At 54.8% G+C, this 14,359-nt stretch carries 9 protein-coding genes, 1 tRNA gene and 1 riboswitch; of the genes, 6 read left to right on the plus strand and 4 right to left on the minus strand.

The window, feature by feature from the left end; genetic code table 11:
* Nucleotides 1-53: 53 nt before the first annotated feature.
* Nucleotides 54-473 (minus strand): hypothetical protein, encoded by a 420-nt coding sequence (locus M3G15_RS14670; RefSeq protein WP_009224029.1) that lies wholly within the window; start codon nucleotides 471-473, stop codon nucleotides 54-56.
* 157 nt (nucleotides 474-630) lie between these two features.
* Between M3G15_RS14670 and M3G15_RS14675 the strand changes: the two genes are divergently transcribed.
* Nucleotides 631-1,233: a cupin domain-containing protein gene (locus M3G15_RS14675; protein WP_009224028.1), complete on the plus strand. Its 603-nt coding sequence runs from the start codon at nucleotides 631-633 to the stop codon at nucleotides 1,231-1,233.
* 202 nt (nucleotides 1,234-1,435) lie between these two features.
* On the opposite strand, the gene M3G15_RS14680 is transcribed toward M3G15_RS14675, so the two are convergent.
* Both M3G15_RS14680 and M3G15_RS14685 read right to left on the minus strand, forming a co-directional pair.
* Nucleotides 1,436-1,508: transfer RNA gene (locus M3G15_RS14680), tRNA-Thr, on the minus strand.
* 71 nt (nucleotides 1,509-1,579) lie between these two features.
* Nucleotides 1,580-1,879, minus strand: coding sequence for an MTH1187 family thiamine-binding protein (locus M3G15_RS14685; RefSeq protein WP_009224027.1), 300 nt, complete (start codon nucleotides 1,877-1,879; stop codon nucleotides 1,580-1,582).
* 323 nt (nucleotides 1,880-2,202) lie between these two features.
* Nucleotides 2,203-2,456, plus strand: a riboswitch (cobalamin riboswitch).
* Nucleotides 2,457-2,685: 229 nt separating this feature from the next.
* Between M3G15_RS14685 and M3G15_RS14690 the strand changes: the two genes are divergently transcribed.
* The 5 genes from M3G15_RS14690 (at nucleotide 2,686) to M3G15_RS14710 (ending at nucleotide 11,501) form a co-directional block, all read left to right on the plus strand.
* The gene (locus M3G15_RS14690) at nucleotides 2,686-4,602 is read left to right on the plus strand and encodes an anaerobic ribonucleoside triphosphate reductase (RefSeq protein WP_407673988.1); all 1,917 of its coding nucleotides are present in this window, start codon (nucleotides 2,686-2,688) and stop codon (nucleotides 4,600-4,602) included.
* The gene (nrdG, locus tag M3G15_RS14695; protein ID WP_260071361.1) at nucleotides 4,599-5,117 is read left to right on the plus strand and encodes an anaerobic ribonucleoside-triphosphate reductase activating protein; all 519 of its coding nucleotides are present in this window, start codon (nucleotides 4,599-4,601) and stop codon (nucleotides 5,115-5,117) included. The genes M3G15_RS14690 and nrdG overlap by 4 nt, the downstream gene beginning before the upstream one ends.
* Before the next feature lie 148 nt (nucleotides 5,118-5,265).
* The gene (locus M3G15_RS14700) at nucleotides 5,266-7,599 is read left to right on the plus strand and encodes a ribonucleoside-diphosphate reductase subunit alpha (RefSeq protein WP_009224024.1); all 2,334 of its coding nucleotides are present in this window, start codon (nucleotides 5,266-5,268) and stop codon (nucleotides 7,597-7,599) included.
* Nucleotides 7,600-8,287: 688 nt separating this feature from the next.
* Nucleotides 8,288-9,319 (plus strand): ribonucleotide-diphosphate reductase subunit beta, encoded by a 1,032-nt coding sequence (locus M3G15_RS14705; RefSeq protein ID WP_009224023.1) that lies wholly within the window; start codon nucleotides 8,288-8,290, stop codon nucleotides 9,317-9,319.
* Between the two features lie 172 nt (nucleotides 9,320-9,491).
* Nucleotides 9,492-11,501 carry a Na+/H+ antiporter gene (locus M3G15_RS14710; RefSeq protein WP_260071362.1) on the plus strand — a complete coding sequence of 670 codons (2,010 nt, stop codon included), beginning with the start codon at nucleotides 9,492-9,494 and terminating at the stop codon, nucleotides 11,499-11,501.
* 176 nt (nucleotides 11,502-11,677) lie between these two features.
* Here the strand turns inward: M3G15_RS14710 and M3G15_RS14715 are convergent, their stop codons facing one another.
* Complete coding sequence (locus M3G15_RS14715; RefSeq protein ID WP_260071363.1) at nucleotides 11,678-14,335, minus strand: beta-mannosidase; 2,658 nt, start codon at nucleotides 14,333-14,335, stop codon at nucleotides 11,678-11,680.
* Between the last annotated feature and the right edge of the window lie 24 nt (nucleotides 14,336-14,359).

A 14,359-nucleotide genomic window follows, 5' to 3' on the forward strand; every position in this document is an offset into this window, starting at 1 on the left:
TAAAAAATCCCCTCCGGTCGCACCGCGAGGGGATCTTTCATGAAAGAAGAGGATTATCCGCCGATAGCGGTAGCCGTGAAGACAACCGGCCCTACGACTCTGGCCGTGCTGTTGTTATCCTGATTTTCTACGATCAGCTGATAGTTTTGGACTCCGAGCGGGGCGTGTTCAACCATGTGCACGCTAATGAGACCCCAGTCGTTGAAAGCATCCTCCAGCTCTACTAACCCATAGAAGATTTCGGTGCCCGCTCTCCAGATGCGCACCAGGATATTCGGCGTATCGGTCAGCGCTTCAACGCCTATCGTTGCCTTCAACTCAACACGGTTGGTCAAGGACGCCGGATCGGCCGGATCAAGGAATACGGAAACTGCTGCAATCTGCACGCCCCCTACAACCGGAATCGGAATGTTAACACCATTGGTCACCGGAGTCACAACAGTCGAGTTGTAATCCAAAAGCGTTTTTGCCATACCATCTTCTCCCCTTTACTAAGGTATGCTCTATTCTATGTAAGAGAGAAAGAAGATTCTTAGATGAATGCATCAGTAGAATTGACTCATTTTCATACAAGCACAGGAGCAAGGAATAGGCATATGATGGATAAAAAAACTGGAGGTTATGTCAAACATGAGTTATGTTCCCGGACCGTACCCCGGCTTGTCGTACGCCGCTCCGTATGATCCTTACATCTATCCTCAACCTTACTTCGTTTACGGATATCCGCAGGCATTTCAACCCGCACGCTATCCCGACTATATCGAGCCCAGCCCGATCTATCCTGAATACGCACCGTCTCCTTCGCAAGACGACGCTTGGAACCGGCAGCCGCTTCAAGATTACGGGCAAAAGCCGTTTGTGATTAATATTAGCGATGCCGCCGAGCATAACCGGAACTTCCGGACCGCTCTCTGGACCGGCAAGCATTTCCAGGTCACTTTGATGAGCATTCCGGTCGGTGAGGATATCGGCTTGGAGATCCATCCGAACACGGACCAATTTGTACGCGTGGAAGAGGGTCGAGGCGTTGCGCAAATGGGCGATCGAGCGGATCACCTCACCTTCGTACGAAACATCCGTGAAGACGACGCGGTCTTCATCCCCGCCGGCACGTGGCACAACATCATCAACACCGGCAACGAGCCGCTGAAGGTGTATGTCATTTATGCCCCGCCGCACCATCCGTTTGGCACGGTGCATCGGACAAAAAGGGATGCGATGGAGCAAGAGTAAGCGCACCAAGGAACAGGGAGGTTTCAGCAAACCTCCCTATTTGCGGTCACAATTTAGTGCTAAGCGCATGGAGAAAACAAAGAAACGGAGAAGAACTAACAAGCGAAGAGCAAGAGGTCACTCGGAAGATGAACAAGGTCCTTCAACAATTCAAAAACGCCCCCCGAAAACCTCGGAGGGCGCGTTATGCTTGCATATCAGATGCTGGTGAAGGGACTCGAACCCCCGACCCACGCATTACGAATGCGTTGCTCTACCAGCTGAGCTACACCAGCAGGTTCGTTTTTAGCGAACAAAATTTATTATACCGAGTTTTAAAAATAATGCAAGCACCAATTTCAAGAAATTATAGTTTCTCGCGCACAGAGCGTAGCTTCTGTTCGGAGGAGCTGGCTTTGTCGCGGCGATCATCGATCTTGATCGAGGTTGATACGCGGCCGGCACCGGATTGGAACGGCGCTTCGTGAATCGCGCGAATCGCAGTAAACACATCATCTAACGATCCTTCAATAATCGTGCTCATGGAGGTGAGGGTAAAGGTAATGCCCTTCTGCTTCTCCAACACCCGATGCAACTCGGCCACATAAGCGCTGAGGCTGGTGCTCCCCGTCCCGATCGGAATAACGGTAACTTCGGCGATAGCCATAATCGGCTCCCTTCTTTCCTGGTAATGGTTTGAATCAAATCCCTGAGCTGGTTTTCGTCCTACAGGTATATTCTAACCAACTCTCCTCTCTAAGATCAACCGAACCCGTCTGCTAATATCCTTACCGTCCCCAAAACTCACACACTCTGTAAAACCCGATCTAGTCCTCCAGTCCCATTTATAAATGTTCACAATTTTCTTCTGTCCCCCACTCTCCGCATCGTTGCGCGGACCGGAGATTTTCACGTGATTTTCAGTCTGCTTTCAATGGGAAAATCCCATTTACAAACACAATATCTTGGGCTATCCTTAGATCAACGCAACAAAATATAGTGTGAACGGGTGATCCGGCGGACAAGCCGCCGGAGCTTAAAAGGGAAGTGCGGTGCAAGTCCGCTGCGGTCCCGCCACTGTAATCGGTAGCTTGGTACTAAAGACGAGGCGTTCGCCTACATCGTCTTGAAGACCCAGCCGTTCGACTGACGATATGCCACTACAGCTTAATGCTTGATGAGCTGCGGGAAGGCGTCAGCAACGTTCCGAAAGCCAGGAGACCTGCCCGTTTGAAAGACACCGACGGAAAACCTGCGAGGATCAGGGATGGTGTCCGCTTGCCGCCGAAATGTTGGGGCCTTGATTTGGTCTGTCCACTTTTTTGCAGTGCATTCGGGCATGTCTACCTCGTTGGTTGGACATGCTCTTTTATTTTGAACCAAAGCTCGGTTTACAGGGAGGAGAAGTGTGTTATGGCATGGGTAAGCCAGACGTATACCGGCCGGGACACCTTGCTGGATGAAGTGATTCGGATGGGCGAGGAAATCGTCCAGAGCCGCAATCTTGAGGTGCTGCGCGAGAACGCCAATTTAAATGGAGAGAGCTTCTCCGGCAAGATGAGCAAATTCGGCAGCGAGTATTCCAAATGGTATGCAAGCCATTTCGTACTGCCAACTCGCTTGGTACAGGCCATTCAGGATAACATCGTTTATGTTCACGACTTGGATCAGTACGCCCTCGGCACAACGAACTGTATTTTTATCCCGTTTGACAAACTGCTGCGCAAAGGCTTCAACACCGGCAACGGCAGCGTACGCCCGCCAACTTCCATCATGACGGCGATGGCGCTGGTGGCGATCATTTTCCAATCCCAGCAAAACTCCCAATTCGGCGGTGTGTCCGCGAACAAGCTGGACTTCGATCTCGCCCCGTACGTAGCCAAATCGTTCGCCAAGTACTTCCGCAAAGGGCTGGATTATTTTGAAGAAGGCGATGCGAACGCTGATTTGGGCGACATCACGATGAGCCGCAGTGACCTGCGGGATCAGTATCCCAAGGCTTTTAACTATGCGCTCAAGGAAACCAAAAGCGAGACGTTCCAGGCGGCCGAAAGCCTGATTCATAATCTGAATACGATGTCGAGCCGGGCCGGCGGGCAAATCCCGTTCACCAGCATCAATTACGGCACATGTACCTCACCGGAAGGACAACTGGTCATCGACTCCCTGCTCACGGCCACGATGCGCGGGCTGGGCCATGGGGAAACGCCGATTTTCCCGATTCAGATTTTTAAATGTAAACAAGGCGTCAACCAGAATCCGGGGGAACCTAACTACTCCCTATTTCTGAAAGCGGCGGAATGCTCGGCCAAACGGCTTTATCCGAATTTCGCCAACCTGGACGCCCCACTCAACCTGATGTATTACGACCCCACGGATCCGGATACGGAATTCGCTACCATGGGCTGCCGCACCCGGGTGCTGGCTGACCGGTTCGGCCGCAATCGTCTGTCTGGCAAAGGCAACCTTTCCTTTAATACGCTGAACCTGGTCAAGCTAGGCTTGAAGTACGGCATCGCGTTGGGACACCGCAAAGAGCCCGACGAACGCGGCTTCTACCGCGAGCTGACTCACTATATGAATATCGCCCTGGAGGGATTGCTGCATCGCTTCTCGATTCAGGCCTCCCAAAAAGCGAAGGCTTCCGATTTCATGATGCGGGAAGGCGTCTGGGAAGGCGGTGAGCAGCTGGCGCCGGATGATCAGGTCGGCGAATTGCTGAAGCACGGCAGCTTGTCCATCGGGTTCATCGGGCTGGCCGAATGCATGAAGGCGATGTACGGGAAGCATCACGGCGAAGATGAAGCCGTGTATCAGAAAGCTTACGACCTGATCGCTTACATGCGCGACTATTGTGACGGCCAAAGCGAAATTCACAATCTCAATATCACGTTGTTTGCGACCCCGGCGGAGGGGCTGTCCGGCAAGTTCACCAAACGCGACCGTGCGGTCTACGGCCCGCTGCCCGGGATTTTGGACCGCGAGTATTACACGAATTCGTTCCATATCCCGGTCTACTACAACATCAGTGCGGCACGAAAAATCGAGCTGGAAGCCAAATTCCACGGGCTGTGCAACGCCGGAGCCATCTCTTATATCGAGCTTAACGGCAATGCCCGCAACAATCCGGAAGCATTCGTCAAAATCGTGCAATACGCCCTGCAGCAGCAGGTCAGCTATTTTAGCATCAACCATCCGATCGACCGCTGCTCGGCCTGCGGCTTTGAAGGGATCATTGGGGCAAGCTGCCCCTCCTGCGGCAGCCATGAGAGCGAAGTGCATATTCGCCGTTTGCGCCGGGTGACCGGTTATCTGACCGGCGACTACCAGACACGGTTCAACCCCGCTAAACAAGCGGAGGTTCGCGACCGGGTGAAACACGACGCATGAACATTTGCGGGTACTACCCGGAATCCATTAATGAAGGGCCCGGCTTGAGAGCAGCGATCTTCATCAGCGGATGCCGCCATTATTGCAAAGGCTGCTTCAGCCCAAAAACCTGGAGCTTCGATTACGGGGAACCGCTCACTTTGGAGCGGGAAGCAGAAATTATTTATGACATTAAACATAATCCGTTGCTCAGCGGACTCACGATCCTTGGCGGTGATCCTTTTTTCTCCGCTGCTGAGGTCTGCGGTTTTATCGACCGGCTTGTGGCGGAAACCGGGCCAATATCCATCTGGATTTACACCGGTTATACGTTGGAAGAATTAATCGAACGCCCCGGCTCCCCCGAATATGAACTGTTGCGGCGTTGCGAGGTGCTGGTCGACGGAAGGTTCGTTGAGGAGCTTCGCGATCCTTCCCTGCTTTATCGCGGCAGCTCCAATCAACGGCTGATCGATATTCAACCCAGCCTGCAGCAGGGACAAGCCGTGTTATGGGAGCCCCTGTTCTCTTTTTAGCTGATTGATCTTATTGATCCTGAGCGCAACTTGATTGCGCCCCTTTTTTCACTGATTATCTGCAATTTGAACATTCAAGATTTGGGGTACCACCACCCATCTGCAGCCTTCATCCTACCTTAATATATGGAAAGTGAGGATTTATCTCATGCCTACTCTAGTGACAAAACCAAATAACCGACAGCTTGCGTTTGACAGCGCACGCCTTGGCGTCTATGCTGACCGAATTTTGCAAGGATTACATAACGTCGATAAAGAGCGCCTGCTGCGCGGCGTCAATGCAAAGCTGCGCCGGGATGTGGTGACCGGTGAAGAAATTAGCAACGCGTTTACGATGTCCGCACTGGAGCTCGTCAGCAAAGATGAGCCCGATTGGAAATATGCGGCGGCCCGCTCCCTGCTCACTTCCCTGTACAAAAAAGCGGCCGTCAATCGTCGCTACAAAGCCTACCCGGAAGAGCCTTACGGCTCGTTCTATCACCTGATCACCGAGCTCTGCCAGCTGGGCATTTACCGCGAGGAGCTGCTGGAGTGCTATACGAAGGAGCAGATTGAAGAGCTGGGCCGCACGATTGACCCGTCCTGCGACCTGCTGTTCGACTACATCGGCCTGCTCACGCTGACGGAGCGTTACCTGGCCACCGACTTCGACGGACGGACGATGGAGCTGCCGCAGGAGCGCTACATGGTCATCGCCATGTACCTGATGCATAAGGAGCCGGAAGAGAAGCGTCTGGAGCTGGTGAAGGAAGCGTATTGGGCGATGAGCAACCTTTATATGACTGCGGCGACGCCAACGATGTCCAATGCCGGTAAAAAAGTAGCCGGCCAGCTCTCCAGCTGCTTCATCGATACTGTCGACGATTCCCTTGAGGGTATCTTCGACTCCAATACGGATGTAGCCCGCTTGAGCAAAATGGGCGGCGGCATCGGCGTTTACCTCGGTAAGGTCCGCGCGCGCGGCTCGGACATCCGCGGCCACAAGAACACCAGCTCCGGCGTTATTCCCTGGATTCGCCAGCTGAACAACACCGCCGTCAGCGTCGACCAGCTCGGAACGCGTAAAGGTGCGATCGCGGTTTATTTGGACGTTTTTCACAAAGATATTCTTGCCTTCCTCGATCTGAAGCTGAACAACGGCGACGAGCGGATGCGCGCGCATGACGTCTTCCACGGCGTGTGCCTGCCTGACCTGTTCATGGAGGCGGTGGAGGCCCGCGGGGAATGGCATCTGTTCTGCCCGCACGAAGTGAAGAAAACGATGGGCTGGAAGGATGAGAACGGCCGCCCATTGGGGCTGGAGGATTTCTATGATGAGGAGCTTGGGAAAGGCAGCTTCCGTGAAAAATACGCCGAAGCCGTTGCCCACCCTACCCTGTCGCGCATCACGATGCCGGCGATCGATATCATGAAGCGAATCATGAAATCGCAGCTGGAGACCGGCACGCCCTACATGTTCTATCGCGATACGGTAAACCGGGCGAACCCGAACCGGGCGCATGGGATGATTTACTCGTCCAACCTGTGTACGGAGATTATGCAAAATCAATCGCCGACCGTCGTCGAGCAAGAGGAACTGGTGACAAAGGACGGACAAACCCGGATCGTCGTGTCCAAAATCCCTGGCGATTTCGTCGTCTGCAACCTGAACTCGATCCATCTGGCCCGCGCGGTGCCGGCCGGCGTGCTGGAGCGGCTGGTGCCGATTCAGACGCGGATGCTCGATAACGTGATCGATATCAACAATATCGAAGTGCTGCAAGCGCAGTATACGAACAGCCAATATCGGGCGATCGGACTTGGCACATTTGGCCTGCACCATCTGCTGGCGCTCGAAGGCATCCGTTGGGAATCCCAGGAGGCGGTTGAATACAACGACGCGCTTTATGAAAAGATCAACTACCTGCTGATCAAATCCAGCATGGAGCTCGCCAAGGAAAAAGGCAAATATCCGAAGTTTGCCGGCTCTGACTGGGAAACGGGGCAGTACTTCGAGTCCCGCGGTTACGTTGACGGCACGCGCGAAGGCAAATACGTGACGACCGAGCAATGGCGTGAGCTGCAGAAGGAAGTGCGCGAGAACGGCGTTCGCAACGCCTGGATGTTCGCGATCGCCCCCAACGGATCAACCTCGATCATCGCCGGCTCGACCGCCAGCATCGATCCGTTGTACGAGCTGCTTTCGTATGAGGAGAAGACGACGTACAAAATCGCCAACCCGGCACCGGACCTGTCCGAAAAAACGATCTGGTACTACAAGACCGCGTTCCTGATCGACCAGCATTGGTCGATCGAAATGGCTGGCGCGCGCCAGCGCCACGTCGACCAAGGCCAAAGCTTCAACCTGTACGTGCGGCCGGACATCCGGGCCACTGACTTCCTTGACCTGCATCTGCATGCTTGGAAGGCCGGGTTGAAGTCGACGTATTATGTGCGGAGCCGGGCGTTGACGATTGAGGAGTGCGAAAGTTGTGCCTCATGAGGTACTCAACCCTCCCCACCCCTCCCTTACCGTAAGGGAGGGCGCCCGAGGGCCTGCTGCCCTCTGGTCTCCCGCAAAGGGGAAGAACGTGGGAGAGCAAGAGGCGCTCCTGCGCGCTCTCCCCTATCGGGGATTCGCTGAGGTTGGCTCGTGGAACGCTTTTCCCCCTTCGGGTACGTCTTACTTTGGGCGCTCCCGGGTGACCTGGAAAACCGTGCTGCTCAGGACTGCTGCTGTCGGCGCACCCGGGCGGCATATGTGCAGTGAGCCGCTTGTCGCCCTTCGGGCCCGCTCTACTGCAGTGCTCCTGCGGGGCGGGGACTGCGACTGCGGCGGTACATGGTGCTGCTCCGTGCGTAACCGTCGTTGTCCCCTTCGGGGATGCACTTACTTTTGGTGCAAAACGAGAAAGCTACAGGGGCGCTTTAGGCGGAACTTCGTGCTGGGAGGCGTTGTCCCTTCGGGATGCACTTACTTTTGGCGCAAGACGAGGGAGCAGCAAAGGCGCTTTGAGCGTAACTGCGTGCTTGGAGACGCTATCCCCTGCGGGGATGCGCTCACGTTTTGAACATATATACATGCGGGTATGGGCCAGAGGGAAATGATTCTAGAGAAACGCCGGCGGCCTGATCCCGCAAATCCCATTCCATGTACAACTTACTCAACACAAATTAAGGAGCGAAATCCCATGCAACTTCAAACGATTTTTAATACCGAAGCCCCCAACAAATCAACGCGCATCATCGGCGGCGAATGCTCGGGCATCCTGAACTGGAACGACATTCGCATGCCTCATATGTACAAGCTGTACAAGGTGCTGCTGCTCAACCACTGGATCGCCGACGAAATCCCGATGGCCAAAGATGCGCAGCAATTCGCCCTGCTCGATCCGGAAGAGCAGCGCACCTTCAAGATCAACATCTCGCTCTTGGCCGTGCTCGACTCGATGCAGACGATGTTTGTGGGCGATGTAAAGCGCTACTTCACCGACTCATCGCTGGAGGCGATCTCGGCGATCATCGGGCAACAGGAAGTGGTCCATAACCAATCCTACTCCTACGTGCTGTCCTCGATCGTGTCGGAGCAGGAGCAGAAAGAAATTTTCGAGTACTGGAAGCATGATCCGGTGCTGCTGGACCGCAACAAATTTATCGCCAACATCTATCAGAACTTCCGTGATGAACCGACGCCGCAATCGTTTTTTGAAGCGCTGGTGGCGGATCTTATTCTTGAGGGCATCTTCTTTTATAGTACGTTTGCGTTCTTCTACAACCTCGCACGCGATCAGAAAATGATGGGCACCAGCCAAATGATCTCGTACATCCAACGGGATGAGAACCAGCACTGCTACTTCTTCGCCGAAGTGTTCAAGCAACTGCTGATCGATTATCCGGAATTAAACACGAAGGAAAATATCGATTACGCATACCGCACGATCGACCGGGCGGTAGAACTGGAGACGAACTGGGCGCACTATACGTTAAAAAATGTCCCCGGCATCGACTTAAACGAATTGTCCGATTACATTAAATACATCGCCAACAAACGGTTGACGTTAATGGGGCTGGAGAAAGCGTACGCGGGCGTGGATATCAACTGCATGCCGTGGATCAAGCCGTTCTCCGACGAAGCGTTGAACGCAACGAAAACGGACTTTTTCGAGGCCAAATCCCGCAACTACGGCAAGGTCGGCGACGACAACGGGTTCGATGACCTGTAATACCTGGGGTTACCTAAGTGAAACTGCTTCTTGCTCTTCCGCATCGGCTGCGGAGGAGCTTTTTTTCGTTAAAAGCAGTTGTCCGTTTAAATTCGGTTTAAGAAATTCGGATATGCTATAATCAATACCAAATCGGCCCAGTGCCCGGACACATCGGAAGGACGTTGCTTTCATGGATTTACTGATTACTGTCATTTTGCTGCTCATCTGTCTGGTGGTTTCCAACATCATCAGCCACTACATCCCGATGATCCCAACCGCACTTACTCAAATCGCTCTCGGGATCCTCATCGCGCTGGCCTACAAAGAGTTTTCGCTAGAGCTTGAAACGGAATGGTTTTTGTTGCTATTCGTAGCCCCCCTGTTGTACAACGACGGCAGGTATTTCCCTCGCGACCAACTATGGAATATGCGCGGGGCGATTCTCGGGAACGCCATCGTCCTCGTCGTGTTAACTACGCTGGGAGGCGGCTACCTCATCCATGCCGTGATTCCTGACATTCCGCTGGCCGCGGCATTTGCATTGGCGGCAATCCTGTCCCCTACCGACCCGGTGGCCGTCAACGGTATCGCCAAGCGGATTCATATCCCGGAGAAAGTGCTGAATCTGGTCCGGGGTGAATCGTTGATCAACGACGCCTCCGGCTTGGTCGCTTTCAACTACGCGGTTGCGGCGGTCGTGACGGGGTATTTTTCTCTGAAAGAAGCGTTATATGACTTCTCCTATATGTTCGTGATCGGGGCCTTGCTTGGTTTAGTGCTCAGCTTGATGATGGCTTGGATCCGGTTCTCGCTGCTCAAACAAGGGATTAAGGATGCCACGCTGCACTCGCTGCTGCAAATTCTCACGCCGTTCCTGATCTTTATCGTGACGGAGGAATTCCTGCATGCTTCCGGCGTTATTGCCGTTGTTGTCGGCGGTATCGTGCATTCGCTGGTGCGGGAGCGGACGGAAACGATGCTGGCCAAGGAACAATTGTTAACGGAAAATATTTGGTCCACGCTGCTGTTCGTCCTGAACGGGGTTGTCTTCCTGCTGCTTGGTCTGAACATCCCGTCGTCGATTCAGGATACTGTCGCTAACCCGAATATTAACAATGTGCTGGCGATTGGGTACGTGCTCATTGTTGGGGTTGGAATCCTGGGGATTCGTTTTATCTGGTCGCATTTATTTGCCATTCATGATTACAAAAAAGGCAAAGGGGATAAACCTACGGTGAAGTCCAGCCTGCTGCTCACCTTGACCGGGGTCCGCGGCGCGGTGACGATGGCCGGTGTCCTGTCTATCCCTTATGTGGTTGCCAGCGGCGGGCCGTTCCCGGAACGGTCATTGATTCTGTTCTTGGCAGCGGGCGTCATCTTGTTTACGTTGATTGCGGCCACGATCTTATTGCCGATGCTTAGCAAAGGGGCCGCGCCAGGCGAAGAGGACAGTCCGTTCCTCGATTATAACGAAGCTCGGACCCGCGTGCTGCGCGTTGCGCTAAACAAAATCAAAGAGGTCATGGACGAGGACAATAAGGTCGCGGCCTATCAGCTTATGGATGAGTATAGCCGGCTCCTTAAGCCCGCTTTGGATCAATGGGGAGCCCAGCGGCTGGATCGGCCAGAAATGATCGGGAAAATCACCGAACTGCACCGGGCCGCACTGAAGGTAGAACGCAACTACATCCAGCAAGCCGTCCAAGAAGGCAGCATAGACAAAGTCATGTATGAAACCTTCGAGAAGGCTTTGGATCACCGTGAAGAGAAGCTGTCGCAAAGCGGAAGCTCCCGCTTCTTCTTCCTGGTTGGTACGACAGTACGGGATTTCCGGCGGGCGAGACGGAAATACAAAGATGACAACATGAAGGCCGTAGGGCGGGACATCCACCTGAAGGCCTTGCAAGCAGCACTCGAGTATTTACAGGGGTTGAAAAAAGGAGACGCTTCCGACAACCTCATTCAATACGTCATCCTGGATTACAAGCGCGCCATCGCTCGGTTGAAAGGCTCCGCGAATCCATTCAACGAGAAGACGGAAGCGCAGAAGGAAGAGCTGCGGCTGCTGGTTATGGATGCCGAACGCGCGGAAGTCAACCGCATGTTCGAAAACGGCGAAATCAGCCGGGAGCAAGCCCGGGAGCTGCGCAGAACGATCAACCAAATCGAAGGCATCACCCTCTTCGAGCACGAGGAATAGCAATGCCAAAAACGCCTCCACAAGATGTGGAGGCGTTTTTTTGCGCTGCGGGCGGCGGGCAAGTGTAACGGAACGTAGTGCGCTTATTCGGCGAAAAAACGCCGCTAAAAAAATCTAACGGAAGGTCTTCTCGTTTCGTTACGCGGGCGCAGTAACGTGCTCCGCCGCCGCCCGCCCTAGCGCTTGCCCGGCCCGGCGGCGGCGTTCAGGGCGCCGACTCGCAGCGCCGCCCAGGGCAGCGGCAAGCCGCCCGGATGCCGGAGGCGCACCGTCCGGCTCTCGCCCGGCAGCAGGTCGAAGTAGTTGTCGCTGTAGCGGACCTGGCCTAGCGGCATCTCCAGCTTCACCAGACGGGCGATAGCTTGGCCGGAGACGGTGACCGTGACGGTCTGCTCTGCTTCGTCCACCTGCACGTCCAGCTCGGTCGCAGGTAGTCGGATATCCTTCGGATCGCGCAGGTAGTAGCGGTTCACCGGTGCGCTGAACCCGGCGGCGCTCAGCTCCACCAGCACCTCCTCCGGCGCCAAACCCACCAGCGCCTCCGCCTCATCCAAGCTCCCGAGCAGCAGCGCCGTTTGCGGCGGCACCATCGCCGTAAACGTAAACTGACGAGCGCCCCTGTCTCCCGCATCTTCTGATGCTTCCGCCGCTTCGGCCACTCCGTCCTGCCAAACCAAAGGATGTACCGTTAACGTCACGGTCCCCTCCAGCTGCTCGAGCGTGTCGTTCACGACCCACACGCGCAGCGGCTCGCCCGGTTCATGCTCCAGCGACAGGAGCACCGGATGAAAAAACTTCTTCCCATAGTAATACGAAGCCTTCGGCAACAGCTCGTAATCGATCATTGACCAGCTCGTCCCCGGCCAGCTGTCGTTGAGCTGCCACACCAGCGCACCGCTGTTCCGATGACGATGTCGGCGATAATGCTCGATCCCGTATTTTAGCCCTTCGGCCTGCGTTAACATGGAGAAATTCATATACTCCTCGATATCCTGCGGAATCCCGGTATAGCCCTCCATGAGCAAAATCCCTTTGCGGTGATTCGTGTCCTTGTTCCGGTACGCCAGCTCGGCGCTCCCCCAAGTAAACTGCCCCTCCGGGATGTTCTTCTCCAGCGTATACCGGTTTGCGGAAGCGTGCATGCCAAACTCGCTGCTAAACAAGGCAAAGTCTTTTTTAAAATTTTTGAACGTGACGCCCTCGATGCTGTAATCCAGCAACGGCTTCTCGCCCTGCATGCGCGGATACACCGACCCATGCCACACCTGCCAGTTATGGCGGTCCCCATGATTTGGATCGTTGGCATCATACCCATCCTGCGCCCCATACGGCGACGAAGGCCAATACGGTCGATACGGATCCAGCTCGGCCAGCAAGCCAGGAATCAGCTCATGATAAATCGTCTCTCCAAAAAAATCCCCGGTAATATCCCCAGCAGCCGACTTCATGTCATACAGCCAGTCGATTTCGTTATTGCCGCACCATAGCGCCAACGAAGCCCGGTTCCGCAGCCGCTTGACGTTATCGATAATTTCCTGCCGCACATTGTCCATAAAGTCACGGTTGAAGTCCGGAAACAACGCATTAGCAAAAGCGAAATCCTGCCACACCAGCACCCCGCGCCGGTCGCACTCCTCGTAAAAAATCTCTTTCTCATAAATGCCGCCCGCCCATACGCGCAGCATGTTCATTTGCCCTTCCACGGCCAGTTCGATTAATCCACGGTACGTCGACTCCGGAATCGATCCGATCAGATGATCCGCCGGAATCCAGTTGGCTCCCTTGGCATAAACCTTAATGCCATTAAGGATAAAAGCAAACGAAGGGCTGCCGTCAGGTTGTTGCAGCGATAGTTCCAGCGTCCGTATGCCAAAGGGCTGCTCGTAACGGTCAATCTCTTCATCACCGGCCAAAAGCGTCACTTGCAACGTGTACAAATAAGGTTCGCCCAAGTCATGCGTCCACCATCGCCGTGGGCAGGCAACACGCAGTTCGGCCGATGCGGCCCCTTTCGTATGGATCGCGTTCGGGAAGGCCCGCCTTAGCGCGGCTTGTCTGCCTACAAGGGTCTCTCCCGCATCCAGCACCGAAAGTGTAGCGGACGCGACCTCCCCGCCCTCCGCGTCCAGCAGGCGGGCGACGGCCACCGCCGCCGTCCCGGAGCGGTACGCTTCCACTTCTGCGCTTACCTGGATCACCGCTTCCTCCGCCCTCGCGGATAATGTTGCGGCATATACGCTTGTCAGCTTCGCCAGCTTATGGCGTTCCAACCGAACCGGTCCCCAGATCCCGGTCGTGACGATCCGCGGCCCCCAATCCCAGCCAAAATTCATCGCCGCCTTGCGGATCCATTGCCGCTCCTTCGCATACGAGGACCATTCGAGCTGCTCTTTGTCCCGATGATGCAAATACAGCGGATCAAAACGGACCGCTATCGTGTTCCGCCCCTCACGGACGATCCGCGTAATATCAAATGTATAGCAGCGGAACATGTTGGAGGCTGAGCCGATTTCATGCCCGTTGACAAAGACGGACGCATACGTGTCCAACCCTTCAAATACGAGCTCGATTCTCTCCGCTTCCCCCGGCATGGCCTCCAACTCAAACGTCGTGCGGTACCACCATTCCTTCCGTTCGATCCAGCGGCATTTCGCATCGTTGTGTCCGTAATACGGGGAATCGATCAAACCACGCGCGAGCAGCGTCGAGTGAACGTCGCTCGGGACGTTGGTCTCGATCCAGAAGCGATCGTCCAAGCCGGGGGCGGCCAGCTCCAAGGGCGGCTTCTCACCAACCTCAAAATGTTGCAGCTTCCATGGTCCCGATATGATCATAAATCGTCCCTCTTTTCCTGATGA

The sequence above is a fragment of the Paenibacillus sp. p3-SID1389 genome, assembly GCF_025151705.1.
Taxonomy (GTDB): Bacteria; Bacillota; Bacilli; order Paenibacillales; family Paenibacillaceae; genus Fontibacillus; species Fontibacillus phoenicis.